Origin of the sequence: Ignavibacterium sp. (genome assembly GCF_025998815.1) — a bacterium.
In the GTDB taxonomy this organism is placed as follows: Bacteria; Bacteroidota; Ignavibacteria; order Ignavibacteriales; family Ignavibacteriaceae; genus Ignavibacterium.
In genome coordinates this window covers 1,878,898-1,899,158 of sequence record NZ_AP026678.1, presented here as the reverse complement: position 1 = coordinate 1,899,158, position 20,261 = coordinate 1,878,898, and the positions used below count along the sequence as shown (strand labels likewise).

The following is a 20,261-nucleotide window of genomic DNA, read 5'->3' as shown; positions in this document are numbered from 1 at the left end:
AACTACGATGACGAAAATTCTTATTGTTGAAGATGAGCCAAATATGCGACTTGGACTAAAAGATAATCTCGAGTTCGAAGGTTACGAAGTTGATATTGCCGAAAATGGTGAAGAAGGTCTTACAAAGATTTTAGATAATAATTATGATCTGGTGATTATGGATGTTATGATGCCCAGGATGTCAGGATTTGATGTTTGTAAAAATGTAAGAAAGTCGGGAGACACAACTCCAATTATACTTCTTACTGCTAAAGGCGAAGAGATTGATAAAGTACTTGGACTTGAGCTTGGTGCTGATGATTATGTAACAAAACCATTTTCACTTCGTGAGTTACTTGCAAGAGTAAAAGCTATTCTCAGAAGAAGTGATAGCTTTTCTTCACTTGAAAATAAATCTGTTAAAATCGGAAAACTTGAAGTTGATTTTAATGGATACAAAGCTTCAAGTGGGAAAAAAGATATTCAGATGTCACATAAGGAATTTGAAATACTACACTTTTTGTGGAAGAAGAGAAACACAACAGTTAGTCGTGATGATTTGCTTACTGAAATCTGGGGCTACGATGAAACTCCAACTACAAGAACTGTTGATAATTTTATTTTAAAGCTGCGTCAAAAAATTGAAACTGACCCAAACCATCCAAAGATAATTTTAACCGTTCATGGAGTTGGATATAAAATGGTTTTGTGATTAATGAAATTCTCTCTGCACATCATGACATTTCTTTACAAATCTTGACTTGCCTTTGACACCTCTTACAAATGTTTGAGTTAGGTTTACACCAGAACTTAAACAATAATTTATTTCAAGGAGGTTCGATATGAAAACAACATTGAAACAGAATTCGAAGAACTTATTCTTTGGATTGGTAGCAGCTCTTGTTCTTTTAACTGGCTTTAATAGTCTTGCACAGGTAAATCGTCTTAAAGACTTTACTCAACACAAATTTGCATATGAAAATCTCGTCAATGCAATTAAATCAAATAACGACGGCGTTAGAGAAGATGCAATTTATCTTGTTGGAAAATACAAGCTTGCAGATTTCGAAAATGAATTGCTTAATCAATTGGATAAGGAAAAAAATTCTGGCATTAAAGTTCTTATCGGACTTGCTCTTTACAGATTAGAAAGTGAAAAAGGAATGCAGAAGATGTTAGAGCTTTCAACAAGAGACGAAAATGACAGAGTAAGAAGAATGAGTCTTGCAATTTATAATGAATACATTACCGGAAATTCAAATCGTACGGTTGCAAGATGATAGGAATTCAATAGTGGCTGTCTTCAAATTTTTATGACAGCCACTTTTATTTTTATTTCGCAGCAACTTCTTCAACTTTCTTCCAGACACGAATTAAATTCTCACCAAAAATTTTTCTGATATCAATTTCAGAATATCCTCGTTTCAATAGTTCATAAATTAGATTCGGATATTTTGAAGCATCTTCTAATCCAACAGGCAGGTGATCACCAACTCCGTTAAAGTCAGAACCAATTCCGACATAATCAACACCAACCAGCTTTACTATGTGATCAATATGATTTGCAACATCTTCTACTGTTGCTTTACCAACAGGATTTTCTTTCCAATATTGAGACTCATATTGCCACGCAGAATCAGTACCGGGAGAAATGTTAAAGTTTTTCAAATGTTCTTTTATTTCTTCTTCACCCTGAAGATATTTTTTATTTATATCTTCTCTCAAAAAAAATCCGGCAAAAGCAATCTGAATAACTCCACCGGTTTTTGCAAGTTCAGTAATCATTTCATCGCTTATGTTTCTTTCAAATCCCGGAGTAAAAAATCTGCAGCACGAATGAGAGGCAATTACAGGCGCTTTACTTAATTTAATTATATCATAAAAAGTGCTGTCGCTTATATGTGATACATCAATCATAATTCCCAAACGATTCATTTCTTTTACCACTTCTTCTCCGAAAGGACTTAAACCATTCCATTTTCTTTCCGGATCATTCGCCGAATCACAGATATGATTTGATTTATAGTGTGCTAAAGTTATGTATCTGATTCCTTTATTATAGTATGCTCGAAGATTGTCTAAATTTCCTTCGATAGGCGAGCCATTTTCCATCCCCATTGCCAACAGAATTTTATTCTCGTTTCTATATGATTCAATCTCAGATACACTTCTCACAATTTTGAATTTATTCTGCCATTGTTTTTCAAGCTCTTCAACAATATTTATCAGCGAGTCTGCTTTTAGCTTCGATTTTCCCTGAGCTTCCAATGAAGGCGAAGTATAAATTGACATAAAAGCAACATTCAATCCGCCATCTGTAGCTCTTTCAAAATCAAACTCTCCATAATTTGATTTTACGGAAACATCGAACCGCTCATCGTAAAGCCAATCAGGCAAATCAATATGAGTATCAACTATTAAATTCTTTTTTGCCAAATCAACGGCTTTTAACATTAAAGAAGAATCTATTGTATTGAATTCGTTTTGCGAATGGATATAAACAGAGAATAAAAGTGATAGAGCAATGCAATAAAACCTCATATACATCTCATATTATTTTTCTGGTTGAAAATAAGTAATGCTGAATTATGCTCAAATATTTTGATGATAATTTTTTACAAATAGTTACTTCAGAATGACAATTTTCTGCTTTTCAATTTTTACTTTTGCAGTGTATGAAAAGAGCAAATAAAATATTATTCAAAATTTTGCTTTTAACAGTAACATTGTTTTTTCTTCTGCTAGGTTGTGTTGAGAATACAAATAACGCAGAAATTCCCAAAAGACTAAACGAGAAAATTTTGATTGAACTGAAAGGCAAATGGAAATTTTCTTTAGGCGATTCTCCGGAAAGAAGTCAAGTTGATTTTAATGATGATAACTGGGAATTGATTGATGTTCCTTCGTCGTGGGAAAATCAAGGTTTTCATGGTTACGATGGATTTGCCTGGTACAGAAAAGATTTTACAGTTACTGATGATTTAAGTAAAGAAAATCTATATCTCATTTTAGGTTTTGTAGATGATGTTGATCAAACTTATCTCAATGGAAAATTAATCGGACTTTCAGGCGGATTTCCTCCCAACTACAATACAGCTTATAATGCTTACCGACGATATAAAATTCCAACTGATCTTTTGAAGAAAGGGAAGAATGTAATTGCAGTCCGTATTTATGATCAGGAACTTGAAGGCGGAATAATGAGTGGTGTGCCGGGAATCTATTCTGTGTTAGATGAACTTAATCCTGATTTTACTCTTGAAGGAATCTGGAAATTCAAAATTGGCGATGATAAAATTCGTGCAGATATAAATTATGATGATAGTGATTGGGATAGTTTATTCGTTCCTGCTCATTGGGAAATGCAGGGCTACAGAGATTATGACGGATTTGCCTGGTACAGAAAAAAATTTTCTATCAGTAAAGAATTAAGCAAAGAAAGATTGATTTTACTTATGGGAAAGATTGATGATATTGATCAGACTTATATAAATGGAGTCCAGATTGGTTCTACCGGATTGTGGAATTTTAATAAAGTACCGACTGACTTTAATACAAGAAATGAATGGGAACAAAAAAGAATTTACTCAATTCCGGATGGATTATTGAATTTTAATGGCGAAAATATAATTGCAGTAAGAGTTTATGATGGATTTCGTGATGGTGGAATTTATCAAGGTCCGATTGGAATAATTACAGAGAAAAAATTCAGGCAGAGTTCTTCTCGATAAACTATTTTCTGTTTAATTGCTCTTCGTATAAAAAATGTTTTGATATAACATAACTTGAAATCATAAACATACTTCCAAACAAAACATCGGATGCAAAATGAGCTCCGATAACAATTCTGCTAAAACAAACTAATAAAGCATATCCGATAATTATTGTTTTGATAGCAGTTCTTCTGAAAATTGATTTGTCTGCAAGCAGAATAAACAAACTGATCAAAATCCAACTCATTGCTGCGTGACCAGAAGGGAATGAATCATTACCATTAATTCCATTTGGAAGATACCAGGTTGTGAAGTTTGAAAAATCACCATTAAAATCTCTGAATCTGATTCTTCCCCACAAAAATTTTAATGGAAGAGTTGTTAGTAAAAATCCAAATGTCAGCATTCGTAATACAATTCTAGAAAATAAAAACTGCTTGAAAGAAAATTTTAATTTATTCTTTATGTAGATGAGAGCGAATAAATTGACTAAGGAACTTCCCGCAATCAGGATTATAATTTCAAGCGATGAATTAAACCTTACACCGAATGCATTGGAAATCACTAAGAAATTGGTGTATATAACTCCAACAGTTGATAGCAGCATAAGTAAAAAGTAAACAAGAATTTTCTTTGCATTTGAGGATAGTTTATTCGAGGTAAAGTAAATGTAAATTCCAATTAAACTGATTACCAATCCGGGAATTTCACCATACATCTCCAGAAATTTCGACCAGTTGCTTTTGGGATTATAAAAATAATTTGAAAGTAATAAATCACTTGACTCAAATAGAAATGCAAGTACTAACCAAAGTACAAACAAAAAATATATTGTTGTCTTCGTTTGATATTTTTTCAATTCTTAATCTGCTTTTACTGAAAATATTTAATTTGTGTTATGAATTTAATCAAAAGCATTTTAATTAAGATGAATATATTTGAGTAGATAATTTTAATGAATGAGGATAAAATGAAAACCTTCAACATTACCGGAAGTCTTGAGAATGCATACCAAAATGCAATTCAAAAATTAGTTGATGAAAAGATAATTGAGAGAATCTGGAAAAAAGATTTTACAGTTTGGAATAATGATCCTACTGAAATCTCAAACAGACTTGGCTGGCTTGATTGTACTTCGGTAACAAGAAAATCTTTTGAAGAAATTCATTCATTTGTGAACGAACTCAAGGCAGAAGGTATCAAAAATATTTTGTTGCTTGGTATGGGAGGTTCATCATTAGCGCCGGAAGTTTTTAGTCTTGTGTTCGGCAATAGTGGTGATATAAAATTATCTATACTCGACAGCACACATCCGATAGCTATTTTGGAGAAAACAAAAAATTTTAATCCGGAAAAAACTTTATATATCGTTTCAACAAAATCGGGAGGCACAGTTGAAACAATATCTTTCATGAAATTTTTCTACAATTTTGTTTTGGATAAGCTTGGAAAAGAAAAAGTCAACAGACACTTTGCAGCAATTACGGATCCGGGAAGCGGACTTGAACAGATGGCAAAAGACTTAAACTTCAGAAAAATATTTTTGAATGATCCGAATATTGGAGGAAGATTCTCAGCATTATCATTATTCGGTATTGTTCCTGCAGCACTTGTTGGTGTTGATATTGAAAAATTATTTATCAGAGCTGATAGCGAAGTGGTGTTATCAAAAAAATCAGGAATTGAAATTGACAGAAACAATTCTGCCATGTTTGGAGCTTTGATTGGAGTACTGGCAGAGCAAGGAAAAGATAAACTTACTTTAGTTACTTCAGAAAAAATTAATTCATTTGGTGCCTGGATTGAACAGCTTGTTGCGGAATCAACAGGAAAAAATAATAAAGGAATTTTACCTGTTGATTTGGAAGAAATATTAATCCCGGAATTTTATGGTGAAGATAGAGTTTTTGTTCATATCAAATTAAGAGGAGATAATAAGCATCAGTATAAAATTGATAAATTTATTGAAACAGGTTTTCCGGTAATTGAATTTGAACTCGATGATATTTATGATCTTTCTAAACAATTTTTTCTCTGGGAGTTTGCAACTTCCATCGCAGGTTGGTATTTGGGCATTCAACCTTTTGATCAACCAAATGTTGAGCAGGCAAAAGTTATCGCAAGAAAAATTTTGAAAGACTATCAGGAAAGCGGAAAACTTAATCTTCCTGAACCATCATTTTCCTCAAATGATTTAATAATATATTCTGAAGAAAAGATTGATAAACCAGAAGGTGCTTTAGAATTATTTTTATCAGGTTGTGAAAGCGGTAAAAATTATGTTTCGATTCAAGCTTATGTTAATCCCTCTTTGGAAAATTTCAATCCTCTTCAGAAACTCAGAACTGATATTCTGAAAAAGTATAAAGTTGCAACCACACTTGGATTTGGTCCTCGATTTCTTCATTCAACAGGACAATTGCACAAAGGCGATTCAGGAAATGGTTTGTTCATTCAGATTATTGATAATCCTAAAGAAGATGTTGCAATCCCTGATAATGCCTCGGAAAATAAATTCTCAATTTCATTTGGAGTCTTAATTAAAGCACAGGCGTTTGGTGACAGACAAGCATTGCTTGATAATAAGAGAAAAGTAATTACAATAGAGGTAAAAGATTCCTTAGAGACATTGTTAAATAAATTTCAGGTCTGATTAACCATCCCAAATCAATTTTTACCATTCATCAAAGCCATTATTGCCGGATAATTATTTTATCGTATATTTACGATAAACAATAGAGAAAATTATGGCTATCACAAAAAAAGATGAATTTACATCCGAAGAAATCTGGCTTTCGGATATTGCAAAAGCTTTATCTCATCCGGCGAGAATTAAAATTCTTAAAATCCTGAATGAAACTGATTCCTGCATTGTCGGAACGATTGTAGATAAACTGCCATTGGCGCAGGCAACAGTTTCGCAACATCTTAAGGAACTGAAACGTGTCGGTTTAATCGAAGGTGAAATTGACGGACCAAAAGTGTGTTACTGTCTGAATAATAAAACTCTTTCTAAAGCAAAATCAGCTTTGGATAAATTGTTTTCAAAAATTGGCTGTTGTTAATTAATAATCATAAAAAGGAGAACAGATGGAAAACTCAAATTCATTGAAAGAAATTGTTAAAAACAAATACTCTGAGATTGCAACTTCATCAGATGGAAATGGTTGCTGCGGACCTGTTTCAGGTTGCTGTGGCGATTCAGTAAATGTTGAATTTACAATGATTGGAGATGATTACAGGAATATTGAAGGTTATGTTCCAGAAGCTGATTTAGGACTTGGTTGTGGAGTTCCTACAGAGTTTGCCGGAATTAAACAAGGTGATATTGTGGTTGATCTTGGAAGTGGTGCAGGTAATGATGTTTTCATAGCAAGAAGATTAGTTGGTGATGAAGGAAAAGTTTTTGGTATTGATATGACTGAAACTATGATTGAAAAAGCGAATCTGAATAAATCAAAACTTGGTTATTCAAATGTAGAATTTAAATTGGGCGACATTGAAAATATTCCGCTTGATGATAACACTGCCGATGTTGTAATAAGTAATTGTGTTTTAAACCTTGTTCCGGATAAAAGGAAAGCATTTAGTGAGATTTACAGAATATTGAAACAAGGAGCGCATTTCTGTGTATCAGATGTTGTTGTGCAAGGCGAACTTCCGCAAGAATTTAAAAAATCTGCTGAGCTTTATGCAGGTTGTGTTTCTGGTGCTTTAAATCAGGAAGATTATCTTAACATAATTAGTGAAACTGGTTTTAAAAATATCGAAATCAAAAAATCAAGAAGAATAGATTTGCCTGAAGAATTGCTCAAAAAATTTCTTGACGAAAAGGCAATACTTGATTATAAAAATTCTCTTAAAGGAATTTTTAGTATCACGGTAATAGCATTCAAACAATAATTTGACTCTACTCAGTGGAGTATAATTTCTACTTAGAACTCTCTTTAGTTTTTGGAACAGGAATGTACTCCACTGATGGTCTAACCTGTGTTGACTGGGGATATAAAGCCATCAACTGATAAACTTCCTCTGGCATATCAGTACTAACATTTAGCCCTAATTGCTTTGCTTCTTCAACTGTAATTGGATAGTCATGCGTCCATTTACCAGATGCCAAAGTATCTGCAAGAGTTTCGGCTTTCTGTAAATCCATTTTGTCCTTCAATAGATTTACAATAAGACTTTTGATTTGATTAATTGCTTTTTTAGCAAGGTCTGCAAGAATTAAAGTATCATCACTGATTTTATCTATTGGTTTCTGTTCCAGAATTTTTAATACAGATGCTGCAGGTTTTTGTCCGAGCTGAGGATCAAGCGGACCAAGAACAGCGTTCTCATCCATTACTATTTCATCTGCTGCAAGTGCAATCAAAGTTCCACCTGACATTGCATAATGCGGAACAAATACAGTTACCTTTGCCGGATGCTTCTTCAATGCATTTGCAATTTGTTCTGATGCCAGAACTAAACCACCTGGTGTATGAAGAACGATATCAATCGGAATATTTTTATCAGTTAACTTAATTGCTCTTAAAATTTCTTCTGAATCATTTATGTCTATGTATCTCATTAAAGGGAAACCGAGGAAACTCATTGTTTCTTGTCTGTGAATAAATGCAATTACACGGCTGCTTCTTTTCTGTTCGATTCTTTCTAAAAGTTTTATTCGTGCGGATTCAAGCATTTTCTTCCTCAGTAATGGTTGAAGGGAAGACAGCATTATGAATATCCAGAACAATGACAAGAAATCCATTTGAAACCTCCTATTTACCAGGGATAATATTCATCAATATATTTTTTTCTTTTATATTTTTTTATGAGTAATAAAGGAAGTAAAACTATTCCAGCTACAAAACCACCAATGTGTGCCCAATATGCAACTCCGCCAAACGCCTGAGCATCTGCAACAATAGAAAGTACGCCACTGAAAAATTGAGTAATGAACCAAACTCCTGTATATACAATTGCAGGCAACTCAATTATATAAGGGAAAAACAAAATCGGGAATACTGTAATAACTTTTGCAGTCGGATAAAGTAAAAGATAAGCAGCCATTACACCACTGATTGCACCACTGGCTCCAATAGTCGGTATAAGTGAATTCTGATTAAGATAAATGTGAGTTAATGATGCAGCTACTCCTGTAAGAAGATAAAACAAGAGATATCTGAATGAGCCGAGTCTGTCCTCAACATTATCACCAAAGATATATAGTGCAAGCATATTACTGAATATATGAGCCCAACCACCGTGAAGAAACATTGACGAAAAAATTGTTCCCAATTCAAATGAATCAAAATCATTTAAAAATCTGTATGGAATTACTCCGAATAACTGAACAAATTCCTGTGCATCTTTTCCTAATGAAAGTGTGAAAAAGAAAATGAAAATATTCAGAACAATTATCGTCCAGTTTATAATTGGAAATCTTCGATGAGGAATGTTATCGGCTAAAGGAATCATTTATTACTAATTATTATTATCTTTTTTGTTGAATTGAATTTTTCAAAAATTTATTTTGTTACACAGTCAAACTAAAAAATGGAGATGATATATGAAAATCAAAGCAGCAGAAAATGGTCCTTATTTAATTGAGGTTACTGAAGCAAAGATAATAAAAGATGGGAAAGAAGAAGTACTTACCCAAAAAACTATTGCTCTTTGCAGATGTGGACAGTCTTCAAAAAAACCATTTTGCGATGGAACTCATAGAAAATGTGAATTCAGTGGTGAGGTTGTTGAAATTGAAGTAAAATAATATTTGCTTTAAAGACAAAAAGGGTGTTGATTTAACCAACACCCTTTTTAATTTGATTAGATCTTAGAAATAGAATCTTGCAGTTAACTGAGTAGAAGTCTTGAAGAATGTATCAGTCTCTTCTTTAGGAATGTCGCGTGACAATTTGATATCAGCACCAATTCTGTGTTTTACACCAAAGCTAAAATTCTTATCAATAAAGTATTCAGCACCTAAAACAAGATTAGCAAAAACTTCATTTCTTGCATCAGGTTCCTGAGCATAGAAACCACCTTCTTTCATATTCTGGAAAAGAACTTCAGCTCCTACATAAGGAGAAACTTTTCCAATCTGAAAATGATAAAGACCATCCAGACCAATTCTGAAAGCAGTGCCTGTTACTTTTGTTTGTCCGGTTGGAGCATCTCCACCAGGAGAATAAACATCAAAGCCAAGGACAAATTCTGTAGCGAATTGATCTGATACAAAATATTTTGCTAAAAGATTTGGTGATTCAACACCATCGATACCTAAACCGAATTTGCCTTTCTCCTGGGCAAACAAAGATGTTGATGCCATTAAAAAAGCAACTGTGAATAAATATGTTAATCGTTTCATAACTAACTCCTGTTTTGTTTATGATTATTGTTACTACATTACTCACTTAATTGTGAGTTTCGACAGTTCAAAAATATTTTTGATAAAAAAGTTTTGCTGTAAATACAATCACAATCGGCAGGGAACTGTAGTGGAAATCACTGCGTCAAAAAAAATTTTTGGTGATGTAAATGATTAATCTATGATAACAACTGGGGTGATAGAGAGCATCTATAATGAATTTAATTAGAGATGGATTCAGAATTAATATTATAATAAAAAATTTTCAGGTCACTTCACACACAAAACCCTTTAGATACAAACCTTCGGGAAAGCTTGATAATACAGGATGATCTGAAGATTGAGTAAGCTGTTTAATTATCTTAACAGTTCTACCTGAGTCGACTGCAGCATCGCTTACAATTTTACTGAACAGCTCCTGTGTAATATGACCTGAACAGGAAAAGGTGAATAAAACACCCCCAATATTCAGTAATTTCATTGCAAGAAGATTTATATCCTTATAACCTCTTGCTGCTTTTGAAACCTGAGAAACAGATTCAGCAAACTTTGGAGGATCTAAAATTATCACATCGAATTTTCTATCTTCATCACGAAACTTCCGGAGAACTTTAAAAACATCACCTTCGATATTTTCAATATTGTCAGTAGAAAAATTGTTTAGTTGAAAATTTTTAGTCAGAATTTTTAATGCATCTGAAGATGAATCTATGTTAGTGATTTGTTTAGCTTCAGCGCTTTTAGCGTATAGAGAGAATCCTCCCGTGTAACAGAAACAATTTAATACAGATTTATCTGATACAAATTCTTTTACCAAGTTTCTGTTATCCCGCTGATCAATATAAAATCCGGTTTTGTGTCCTGATTTAATATCCACTAAAAACTTAATATTATTTTCAACAACTTCGATTAGTGCTTCAGGAGAATCACCAAATAAAACACCGCTACTTTTTTCAATTTTTTCTTTGTTCAGCGTCTCGCTATCAGATCTTTCATAGATTCCTTTGGGTTTTAATAAATCAGCTAATAAATCTGTGATTTCTTTTTTCCAGTAAACTGTACCGGCAGAAAGAAACTGACAAACAACAAAATCGCCGTATAAATCAACAATTAAACCTGGCAGCAAATCATTTTCTGAATTTATAAGACGATAGACATTTGTGGAATTGCGGTCAACAATTTTTTTTCTTAATTCAAGTGCTGATAAAATTCTTCTTTCAAAAAAATGTTTATCAATTTTATCATCACAGTTGAATGACCAGATTCTTACAGAAATCTGAGAGTGAAGTGAGATAGCTCCAATTGCTAATGGATCACCTGAAGTAGATTTTACTAATACAGTTTCACCATTTTCTTTTACATCATCAATTTTATCAATAGCACCCGAGAAAATCCACGGGTGCTTTGACTGAATAATTTTTTCTTTACCTTTCTTAAGAGTAACAGATCCCATAATTCTTTATTCTTGAGGAGACCAGCTGAAATAAAATATAACACCAGCGTGAACTGTGATTAAATCAGTTTTAGATCTGCTTACATCATAAGAAACCTGTCCGTTTTGAATTTTTACTGAACCTTGTTTTAAGTACTCTGCTTCCGAGCCAAAAAGATATCTGCCTTTTAAATCCAGATAAATTGTATTCTGATCAGTATTTGGATCGCCTGATAACAGAATTGCAAATCCACCACCAGCGCCGTAGCTCCAAGCCCAATCATCAAAATTTGTGCTCGACGCAAACTCTTCACCAGTTCCCTGACTCTTTACAGAAGTTGTTGTGTAAATGTATGAGCCACCGAAAAGTCCCTCTATATAAGGTCTTATTCTTCCTGTTGGAAGTCCGACAGTGAAAAGCAAATGGAAATTAAGTAAACTGTTCGTACGATCTATGTTTACAAAAACATCAGGAATAGTGGTGCTTAAAGGTTCTCTTCTTGATTCCGAACCGTAGACAATGTAACCTAAATTCAATCCAACACCGAAAGGGGATTTAGGTTTTGGCGAAATGAAATTAATATTACCACTTAATCCGAAACCTAGATTGTCAACCTTCTCTTTGAATTCTCCTGATGGAATTGCCAGAGTAAGATTTAGTCCTGCTGATTGAGCAAGCGAAAAATTTAACGGTATAATTGATAGCATAATTGCGGCGAATAAATATTTTTTCATAGTTGTCCTTATGATTATTATTTGATAAATACTTGCCAACTCCAGGCATCAAGCTTAGTCTTAAACGATTGTTCTAAATTAACCTTTTCTTTTGTAAAGAAATTTGTGAAGGTTCCCGAAAGTCGATTATCGTTTAGGAAAACTTCAGAAGGAGTTTCCGAAAGATTAAAAACTGCGAATAAAATTTTATCTTCCTTTACACGAGCGAGCGCTAGAATGTTTTTCTGGTTATTATTTGGGATGAATTCAATTTTTCCTCCCTTAATTCCACAATGTAAAAGTTCATTTGATTTTATCAGTTCAATCAAAGATTTGTACAATGCAAAAAATTTATGTTCTTTCCAATCAATAGGATCTTTTTCAAAGAAGGATAATCTTTTATTTAAGCCAGCTTCCTGACCACTGTAAATCAATGGCATATCAGGAATCAGAAAAGTAAGAACTGCAAAACATTCTGCTGCATCATTAAGTCTTTCAAACACAGTTCCGTTCCAGGAATTTTCATCATGGTTATCTGTGAACTGCATCCGGAAAGCATAAGATGGATAGTTTTCCCGATCTTTTTGAATATGATTAATTATTTCATCAGCACTTTTCTTTCCCTTAGCAACTTCGTTCATGGTTTTGTGCATATTCCAATCGTAAGTCATATCAAAAGCAAAATGCATTTCCGGAGTGTCCCATTCAGCAAGCATAAAAACTGGTTTTATTTTGTCGAGCTGTTCTCTTGCTTCAATCCAGAATTCGATTGGTACCATTCCTGCAACATCACAACGATAACCATCAATGTCACATTCGGTAACCCAGAATTTCAATGCGTTAATCATTTCACTCCAGAGTGCTTTATTGTCATAATTCAAATCAATAACATCACTCCAATCATCTCACAGGGGGAATAAAATTTCCTTTATCGTCTCTATTATAAAAATCCGGATGAGTTTTGGTCCATTGATGATCCCAGGCAGTATGATTGGCAACCCAATCAATAATAACATACATTCCAAGTGAATGAATTTCTTTAACAAGTTCTTTAAAGTCATCTATTGTTCCGAATTCAGGATTAACATCGAGATAATCCTTTACTGAGTAATAACTTCCTAAACTACCTTTTCTGTTTAATTCACCGATTGGATGAATTGGCATAAACCAAAGTATTCCAACTCCAAGTTCTTTCAATCGCGGAAGATGTTTCCTGAATCCATCAAAATTTCCTTCTTCAGAAAACTGACGAAGATTTACTTCATAAATTGTTTTATTAAAAGCCCATTCGGGAGTTTTAGTTTGCGGAAAAATAAAAGTGCACACTGATATAAATAGAATAAAAACTTTTCGGAAGGTTATCATTGCTACCTCAAAGAATGGAGTGAATAAAGAAAAAATTAAAGTTTATAAATTTTCTTGTTATCTGTTTCGCTGTGTTTATCTTCAGAAGACTGACCGTTAATTGATTTTTTAGCGAGCGATTCCTGCCTGTTCTTCAGAATGCTTTGCTCAATTTTAAGCTTCTCCCTGATTTTCTGGTAACGCTGAAGCACTTTCTGATTTTTAGCAATTTCTTCCTGAAGTTTTTTCTTCATTGAAGCAAGTTTCATAACATTTCCGCGATGTTCTTCGTGCTCAACTTTAATCATGCTGATTGAGGTTTGAAGTTCCACGAGTTCATCCATTGAATCAGAAATTTTTGAATTCATCTCTTCAAGTCTTGCTTCTGCTTCCTGTAATTCGCGTAGAATGTGTGTTCGTTTTTCTTTAGCTTCTGTTAAACGCTGATTCATTGAGCTAAGTATTTCCTGCAAACCTTGCTCAATTGAAATTTTCTTTTTTATCAGCAAATCATTTTCAAGCTTAAGATCATTATTCGTATTCTTTCTTTCAGCGGCTTCCTGATCAAGTTTCAATAACTCATTCTGAAGTAGGTCTTTTTTCTCCTCAATTGTTTTGAGAAGTTGTTCGAATGAATCAATTTCAGTCTGACGCATATTCAGAATTCGTTCACTCTCTTCAAGTGCAGCAACCTTCTCAAGGATTTGCTTATCCTTCTCTTCAATTTCTTTTTCTTTCTGAGAAACAATCTGTTCAAGCACAGTTCGCTTTGTTGTAATATCATTCAATTCAGCATTATACTTCTGAAACATTTTTGCAAAACGATTTTCAAGTTCGTAATTGCCTCTTTCAATTTCGTCTCTTCTTCGTTCAAGAAGTGGTATAAGTTCTTTTGCTCTTTCTTTTTCAAGTTGAATACGATCAAATTCTTCCTGCTCAAGTAATAACTTTTTATGAAATTCATTTTTCATTTCTTCATATCGTTTAGCATCTTCCTGCAAAGCATTAACTCTTGCTTCAAGTTCAGTTACTTCACTATTTAATTTTGCAAGGCGCTTTGATTTAATCGCAAGAGATTCCTCAATTGCAAAAAGTTCTTTCTGTTTCTGTTCAATCTTTTCAAAAATCTTTTGATGCTGAAGATTTGTTTCATTCATCTCTTTGGTTTTTTCAGCAATAATCTGCTCGATTGATTCAATCTCGCTCTTTCTTGAATTAAGCGACTGGTCAATGCTGTTAAGCTCATTGGTTTTTTCCGTAATCAGATTAACAAGTTCATCAACTTTTGCTCTGGTACTTTGCTCTGCTTGTCTTAGTTCTGAAAGTAAAGTTCTAAGCTGTTCTGCTTCGATATTTTTCTGTTCAATTTCATTTCTAAGTGCATTTATCGTCTGAGTTGAAGAATCTTCTTCCTGCTTCAATTTCATCACACGACTTGTAATAAGTTCTATTTCATCTTCTTTCTGTTTAACCTGATTAAGAATTTCCGTTAGTCGAACATTAGCAGATTCTTCTTCAGCTTTAAGTTGTTCGAGATGATTTGTGATGCCTGAAATTTCTTCTGCTTTTCTTGTAGCACGATTTGCAAGGTCGGTCAGTACATTGTTAATCTTTTCTTCTTCTTCACGAAGTTGCATCAGTCTTGTATTAGCAAGATTAACTTCTTCTTCTTTTGACTTAGCATTATTCAGAAGTTCAGATAAATCTGTATGAATTCTTTTTTCTTCTTCTTTCAGATAGTTTAATCTTTGCTCAAGAGTTAATGCTTCGTTTTCTTTGTTAGATAATTCGTGTTGAAGAACCGAAAGTTTTTCCTGAGTTTTATCTTCAAGTTCGTGGAGATATTGGATTCGTTGCTCAATAGTTTTAGCTTCGTTTTCTTTATCAAGCAGTTCCTCTTTAAGTGAGGAAATATTCTGCTGTGTTTTCTGCTCTTCTTCTTTTAATTCGAGCAATCTTCTGTTTATCTCGGTAACTTCAATTTCTTTCTGATGAATATCATTTATTATCTGAAGTTGTGCATCGCTGAGTTCAGCAATTTTTCTTTCAATCGATTTAACTTCCTGATTTGAGAGCTGAATATGTTTTTCTTCAAGTTCTTCAAGTTCCTGTTTTCTTTGAAATATTCTGGATTGAATTTCTGCTTCTTCATTCTCAAGTTCTTTAAGCTTGTTTGCTGTAATTTCAATTTTAAGTCTTACCTGGTCATACTCAAATTTAAGATTCTGAAGTTCGCTTGTATCAAGCACCAATGCCTTTTGCTCTTCAATAAGGTCTGTTAATTTCTGTTCAGCGGCTCTGATTTCATTTTTCAATCTTATATAATTATCCTGAAGATTTTTATAAGCATCTGAATCTGTCAGATATTGTTTTTCCAACTCTTTCAAATCCTCAATACGATTTTCAGCAGCTTTGATATTTTGTTTTAATTGTTCGTAATTGTTTAACTGATTTTCATAGTCAGCAATGATATCAAGTATCTGTCTTTCGCGCTGATGAAGCTCATTAAGTTTTTCTTCAGAATTTGAAATTTCTTCCTGAAGGTTTTCATACTTTCTAAGTTTGGTTTCATAATCCGAAATTGAATCCTGAAGCTCTTTTTCTTTCTCTGATAATTCAGAAATTCTTTGCTCGGCTTTTCTGATTTGACTTAATATGATTTCATAATCTTCGGTGCTTTGTTTTAACTTGTCTTCTTTATAACGCAATTCATCGAGTCGGCTTTGAGCTTCTTTAATTTCCTCTTTTAGCGAATCATATTCTTTTCTGATTGCAATAAGTTCATTGCGGTCAATGGTTAATTCTTCATTTAACGCTGAACGAAAGTCCGGATTATCCTGAGCATTACGGATATATTCATCAAGTTCCTGAATTTGCTTTGTGTAAGATAGCAGAGTTGATTGCTCCTCGAATTTCATTTCGCGAAGATGAGCAATTTCTTTATCGAGGTTTTCAAGCTCCGAAGTCTTTTTTCTTTTCTCATCACGAAGTTGTTCAAGCTCAGTAGAGATTGCGAGTTTCTTTTCATTTAATTCTGCAACTTCAAGTCGCATTTTTTTAAGAACTTCATTGAGATGGCGAATATTTTCTTCGCGTTCGTAAAGATTGTTTAGTTGTTCTTTTAATTTGTCGCGTTCAAGTTCGAGCTCTTTAATCCGCTTTGACTCAAATAAACCCATATTGGTTTACTCCGGAGTGATTAGTTTAAAAACTTCTTAAATATTTGCTCTGAAGTTAGCTAATGAGCGATAAATATTCAATTAGAGAAAATTTTACAATATGTAAATATTACTTAGAAAGATAATCAATAATTGCTTTACAGAAGTCAGGCAAATCACCCGGTCTGCGGCTCGAAATCATATTTCTGTCAACAACAACAGGTTCATCAATCCAAATAGCGCCAGCGTTTGTTAAATCGTCTTTAATTCCCGGTGTTGAAGTACATTTGAATCCTTTCATAATACCTGCAGAAATCGGAATCCAGCCGGCGTGACAAATATGAGCAACAAGTTTACCGGAGTTAAAAATGTTTCTTGTAAGTTTTAGAACATTTTCTTCTCTTCTTAATTTATCAGGAGCAAATCCGCCCGGAATAATCAAAGCATCAAAGTCTTTATCGTTTAATTCATCGAAAGAGGCATAAGCTCTGCAGGGATAAGTGTGTTTGCCTGAATAAACTTTACCTTTTTCTTTACCCGCAACAACAACATTGGCACCTTCCTCAATCATTCGAAGCTTTGGATACCAGAGTTCAAGATCTTCGTAAAGATCATCAACAAACATTAAAATATTTTTACCTGATAGTTTACCTTTCATAATTTCCCCTCACGGTATTGTTTACGAAACTGAATTTTCTGAAGCTGTCTTTCAATAATCATATCAGCAAGTTTTTCCGGTATGTTTTCTCTGTTTTTGCCACCAAATAATTCAGCAAGTTTTTGTTCGCTGATATCAATTCTGTAAAGAGTATTAACCAGTAAATTAAAGTTATTATCAATCATATCAGTTAGTTTTTCAATCAGATACTTTTTGAATTCCTCAAGCTTTTCAAAATCGTTGTTTGGGATTAGCGAAGTATCATCATCTTTAACAAAATCTTTCGAAATAAATTTTTGTAATGATTTAATATCGTTACTGTTTATTAAGTTTTTCATTGTCTTGTTCTAGTTTCATTTAAATACTCTCTGGAAAATAAATAAAATTTAAGTTGAATACATGAAATATTATTCTGCTATTTCATATCAATGGATCTCTTTCACCGGTCATAGTTCTCACCATTTTTGTCGTAAAATATTTTTGCACCTCTTTAATTTTTACTTGTAATCTTTACTTACATTTTGATGTTAATAATCACTGACTTCAAAAATTTTTTCTAATCGAAGAAAATCTGAAGGAATAAAATTTGAAATATTTAGAGTTAAGTGGAGCAGTCTATGCGATTAACTACCAATTTTGTCGTAATATTAAAGCACAGCATAAAATTCTGTTTTGTGTCTTTTAGCTTCAGTAGTCATCTGCAGCAAAATAACATTTTAGTCTCGAAAACAATTACCCCCCCCCCCATCAATTAACGATTGACAACTTAGCTTATTACATTTCAGTCCCTTTTTACACATCTGGTTTTGTTTAATTGAAAAGCTTAATTTAGAACCAAATAAATATCAGTCAGGATTGTAAGATGAAATCAAAAACCTATATGCCATTGTTAATACTGATTATACAACTACTATTGTTTGCAACTTCCTGCAAGCAAACCACAGAACCAAAGCTTGAGGCAGAGCTTAAACTTGAACTTGAAGATGTAAGCTGCACAGAAGCTTGGATAAAACTTACAACCACCAATTTACAACTTCCTGCAACAGTAAATCTGTTAAGAGATGGAACAAAAGCACAGACAATCAATCTGTTGGTTGCAGACACGGTATTATATGTTGACTCACTACTACCAAACCAAACATACAAATTCCAGGCATCCATTCAACCATTCAATCATTCAGGTTTACCTGCCGAAGGCAGGCATTCAAGCAATGAGCTTACGGTAACTACGATGGACACCACAAGCCACAACTTTACCTGGCAGAGCTGGGAGTTTGGGCAGCACAGCAGCAGCACACTTTACGATGTAGCGATAATAGATGAGAACAACATCTGGGCAGTGGGAGAGATATATATGCTTGACTCACTCGGCAGACCTGACCCAAACGCATATAATGCAGTCCATTGGGATGGAACTAAGTGGGAGTTGAAGAGGATATATACGTATAGCAATTGCAGTTCAATTGATTATGCTCCTTTGAGATCAATTTATGCTTTTGCATCAAATAAAATTGTTGTTACATCAGGTGGAGGAATGTGGTGGTTTGACGGAAATAGATGGATTGCTGAATGTAGCATAAATCCTTTGCTTACTGGTGCCATCAACAAACTCTGGGGCAGCAGTAGTGAGGATTTATATGCGGTAGGCAACAATGGCAACATAGCCCACTGGGATGGAGTGAGGTGGAGGAAGATAGAAAGTGGGACTACGCTAAATATAAATGATATATGGGGAGATTACAATAGTGCCGAATCAGATTATGAAATAATATTTATTGCTGCACAACAATTTGTTGGACCTGAAAGGAATATTTACCGAATCGTAGATAAATCAGTTGAAAAGCTTTCAACATTGAATATCAATCAAGGAAGCATTCATGGAATCTGGTTTAAGACCGGAAGAAAGTATTATGTTGTAGGAAACGGGATTTATACCACAAACAATGTTAATTACGGAAGTTTTTGGGACGCTTCATTAATTAATTTGACGCCTTATTATACTTATGCAATTAGAGGTTCAGCGTTAAATAATGTTTTAATTTGTGGGTCATTTGGTGAACTCTTGCATTACAATGGTTTTACTTGGCAAAGCTTTCAAAATATGCTGGGATTCTTCAATGCTGATTTTTTTAATATTGATGTAAAGGAAAATGTAACGGCTGTGGTTGGCCAAAAGTTTAATTCAGGAATTATTGTAATAGGAAAAACCGGTTTATAGTTTTTCTCAAGAAAATACAATAGTGGAGATTATTATGAATGGTAAATCAATTCTTATAATAATATTAGCAATCACTTGTGAAGTGTATTCACAAACTAATTTAGCTTATGATTCAAATAATACAATAACAGAAAGGTTGTTAAGCAGCTACTTTACAGTCGGTGTTGGGAGAACCAGTAAATATCTAAATTTTGGTGCGGGACTTTTCTTCCCTCTTGAGAAAAGCATTCTAATTGGACTAAGGGCAAATATAAACACCGAATTGGATGCATTCCCTGGTAAAGTACCTTTAGAAAATATCTGGGATATAAATCTTACAGTAGAGTATGTTCCATTAATATCTGAGAGAATTATACTTTTAGTCGGGGGAGGTGCGGGCTACAGCCGGGCAGCTAAAAGAGGAGACTTTATTGGATATAAGCTTGTTACAGCTGAATATGAAGAAATATACTCATCATCTATTTCATTCCTTGGGGAGATGGAATTTAGTTTATTAATTACAGAAAATTTGGGTATCAATATAATTGGTTACACACTTTATGCAGATAATCGAACATTTTTGAATTATCAACTCGGTATCTTCCTTTGTAAGATACTTGAATTGCAATAAATAATGGAGTATTAAAATGGTGAGGTTCAGGGATTCTCCCTATTAAAAAGTAGCGGCAGTGATTGCGCCACTGCCGC

General features: G+C 33.6%; 21 protein-coding genes. 9 read left to right on the top strand and 12 right to left on the bottom strand.

The annotated features are described in order from the left end of the window. The first annotated feature begins 7 nt into the window (after positions 1–7). Positions 8–691 carry a response regulator transcription factor gene (locus Q0X14_RS08115; protein WP_297836838.1) on the top strand — a complete coding sequence of 228 codons (684 nt, stop codon included), beginning with the start codon at positions 8–10 and terminating at the stop codon, positions 689–691. 130 nt (positions 692–821) lie between these two features. After that, complete coding sequence (locus Q0X14_RS08110) at positions 822–1,259, top strand: hypothetical protein (protein WP_297836835.1); 438 nt, start codon at positions 822–824, stop codon at positions 1,257–1,259. 52 nt (positions 1,260–1,311) lie between these two features. On the opposite strand, the gene Q0X14_RS08105 is transcribed toward Q0X14_RS08110, so the two are convergent. Continuing rightward, a complete protein-coding gene (locus Q0X14_RS08105) occupies positions 1,312–2,520 on the bottom strand; it encodes a dipeptidase (RefSeq protein ID WP_297836832.1) in 1,209 nt (402 codons plus the stop codon). Between the two features lie 134 nt (positions 2,521–2,654). Here Q0X14_RS08105 and Q0X14_RS08100 point away from each other — a divergent pair, with 134 nt between their 5' ends. Then, complete coding sequence (locus tag Q0X14_RS08100; RefSeq protein ID WP_297836829.1) at positions 2,655–3,710, top strand: beta galactosidase jelly roll domain-containing protein; 1,056 nt, start codon at positions 2,655–2,657, stop codon at positions 3,708–3,710. A gap of 1 nt (position 3,711) precedes the next feature. Here Q0X14_RS08100 and Q0X14_RS08095 read toward each other — a convergent pair whose 3' ends face one another. Beyond that, positions 3,712–4,551 (bottom strand): phosphatase PAP2 family protein, encoded by an 840-nt coding sequence (locus Q0X14_RS08095; RefSeq protein ID WP_297836827.1) that lies wholly within the window; start codon positions 4,549–4,551, stop codon positions 3,712–3,714. Between the two features lie 111 nt (positions 4,552–4,662). Here Q0X14_RS08095 and Q0X14_RS08090 point away from each other — a divergent pair, with 111 nt between their 5' ends. The 3 genes from Q0X14_RS08090 to arsM all read left to right on the top strand — a co-directional run bounded on the left by Q0X14_RS08090 (position 4,663) and on the right by arsM (position 7,595). After that, complete coding sequence (locus Q0X14_RS08090) at positions 4,663–6,345, top strand: hypothetical protein (RefSeq protein ID WP_297836824.1); 1,683 nt, start codon at positions 4,663–4,665, stop codon at positions 6,343–6,345. Positions 6,346–6,439: 94 nt separating this feature from the next. Next, entirely contained in the window at positions 6,440–6,757 is a 318-nt protein-coding gene (locus tag Q0X14_RS08085) for a metalloregulator ArsR/SmtB family transcription factor (RefSeq protein ID WP_297836822.1), read from the top strand. A gap of 25 nt (positions 6,758–6,782) precedes the next feature. Continuing rightward, positions 6,783–7,595 (top strand): arsenite methyltransferase, encoded by an 813-nt coding sequence (gene arsM / locus Q0X14_RS08080; protein ID WP_297836819.1) that lies wholly within the window; start codon positions 6,783–6,785, stop codon positions 7,593–7,595. Between the two features lie 28 nt (positions 7,596–7,623). On the opposite strand, the gene Q0X14_RS08075 is transcribed toward arsM, so the two are convergent. Both Q0X14_RS08075 and Q0X14_RS08070 read right to left on the bottom strand, forming a co-directional pair. Continuing rightward, positions 7,624–8,448, bottom strand: a complete 825-nt coding sequence (locus Q0X14_RS08075) for an ATP-dependent Clp protease proteolytic subunit (protein ID WP_297836816.1) — start codon at positions 8,446–8,448, stop codon at positions 7,624–7,626. 14 nt (positions 8,449–8,462) lie between these two features. After that, positions 8,463–9,158, bottom strand: a complete 696-nt coding sequence (locus tag Q0X14_RS08070; RefSeq protein WP_297836813.1) for a rhomboid family intramembrane serine protease — start codon at positions 9,156–9,158, stop codon at positions 8,463–8,465. Positions 9,159–9,249: 91 nt separating this feature from the next. Between Q0X14_RS08070 and Q0X14_RS08065 the strand changes: the two genes are divergently transcribed. Beyond that, the gene (locus tag Q0X14_RS08065) at positions 9,250–9,453 is read left to right on the top strand and encodes a CDGSH iron-sulfur domain-containing protein (protein WP_297836810.1); all 204 of its coding nucleotides are present in this window, start codon (positions 9,250–9,252) and stop codon (positions 9,451–9,453) included. 63 nt (positions 9,454–9,516) lie between these two features. Here the strand turns inward: Q0X14_RS08065 and Q0X14_RS08060 are convergent, their stop codons facing one another. The 8 genes from Q0X14_RS08060 to Q0X14_RS08025 all read right to left on the bottom strand — a co-directional run bounded on the left by Q0X14_RS08060 (position 9,517) and on the right by Q0X14_RS08025 (position 17,694). Next, positions 9,517–10,050 (bottom strand): outer membrane beta-barrel protein, encoded by a 534-nt coding sequence (locus Q0X14_RS08060; RefSeq protein ID WP_297836807.1) that lies wholly within the window; start codon positions 10,048–10,050, stop codon positions 9,517–9,519. Between the two features lie 265 nt (positions 10,051–10,315). Continuing rightward, entirely contained in the window at positions 10,316–11,506 is a 1,191-nt protein-coding gene (locus Q0X14_RS08055; RefSeq protein WP_366522803.1) for a class I SAM-dependent methyltransferase, read from the bottom strand. A gap of 3 nt (positions 11,507–11,509) precedes the next feature. Next, the gene (locus Q0X14_RS08050) at positions 11,510–12,217 is read right to left on the bottom strand and encodes a hypothetical protein (RefSeq protein WP_297836801.1); all 708 of its coding nucleotides are present in this window, start codon (positions 12,215–12,217) and stop codon (positions 11,510–11,512) included. Positions 12,218–12,234: 17 nt separating this feature from the next. Continuing rightward, positions 12,235–13,044 (bottom strand): alpha-amylase family glycosyl hydrolase, encoded by an 810-nt coding sequence (locus Q0X14_RS08045; protein ID WP_297836799.1) that lies wholly within the window; start codon positions 13,042–13,044, stop codon positions 12,235–12,237. A 52-nt stretch (positions 13,045–13,096) separates the two neighbouring features. Further along, positions 13,097–13,561, bottom strand: a complete 465-nt coding sequence (locus tag Q0X14_RS08040; RefSeq protein ID WP_297836796.1) for an alpha-amylase family glycosyl hydrolase — start codon at positions 13,559–13,561, stop codon at positions 13,097–13,099. A gap of 35 nt (positions 13,562–13,596) precedes the next feature. After that, positions 13,597–16,719, bottom strand: a complete 3,123-nt coding sequence (locus Q0X14_RS08035) for a hypothetical protein (RefSeq protein WP_297836793.1) — start codon at positions 16,717–16,719, stop codon at positions 13,597–13,599. A 109-nt stretch (positions 16,720–16,828) separates the two neighbouring features. Beyond that, positions 16,829–17,356, bottom strand: coding sequence for a type 1 glutamine amidotransferase domain-containing protein (locus tag Q0X14_RS08030; RefSeq protein ID WP_297836790.1), 528 nt, complete (start codon positions 17,354–17,356; stop codon positions 16,829–16,831). Continuing rightward, the gene (locus Q0X14_RS08025; protein ID WP_297836788.1) at positions 17,353–17,694 is read right to left on the bottom strand and encodes a hypothetical protein; all 342 of its coding nucleotides are present in this window, start codon (positions 17,692–17,694) and stop codon (positions 17,353–17,355) included. The genes Q0X14_RS08030 and Q0X14_RS08025 overlap by 4 nt, the downstream gene beginning before the upstream one ends. 524 nt (positions 17,695–18,218) lie before the next feature. Here Q0X14_RS08025 and Q0X14_RS08020 point away from each other — a divergent pair. Both Q0X14_RS08020 and Q0X14_RS08015 read left to right on the top strand, forming a co-directional pair. Next, entirely contained in the window at positions 18,219–19,574 is a 1,356-nt protein-coding gene (locus Q0X14_RS08020; protein ID WP_297836785.1) for a glucosyl transferase, read from the top strand. 34 nt (positions 19,575–19,608) lie between these two features. Further along, positions 19,609–20,184, top strand: coding sequence for a hypothetical protein (locus tag Q0X14_RS08015; protein WP_297836782.1), 576 nt, complete (start codon positions 19,609–19,611; stop codon positions 20,182–20,184). Positions 20,185–20,261: the final 77 nt, after the last annotated feature.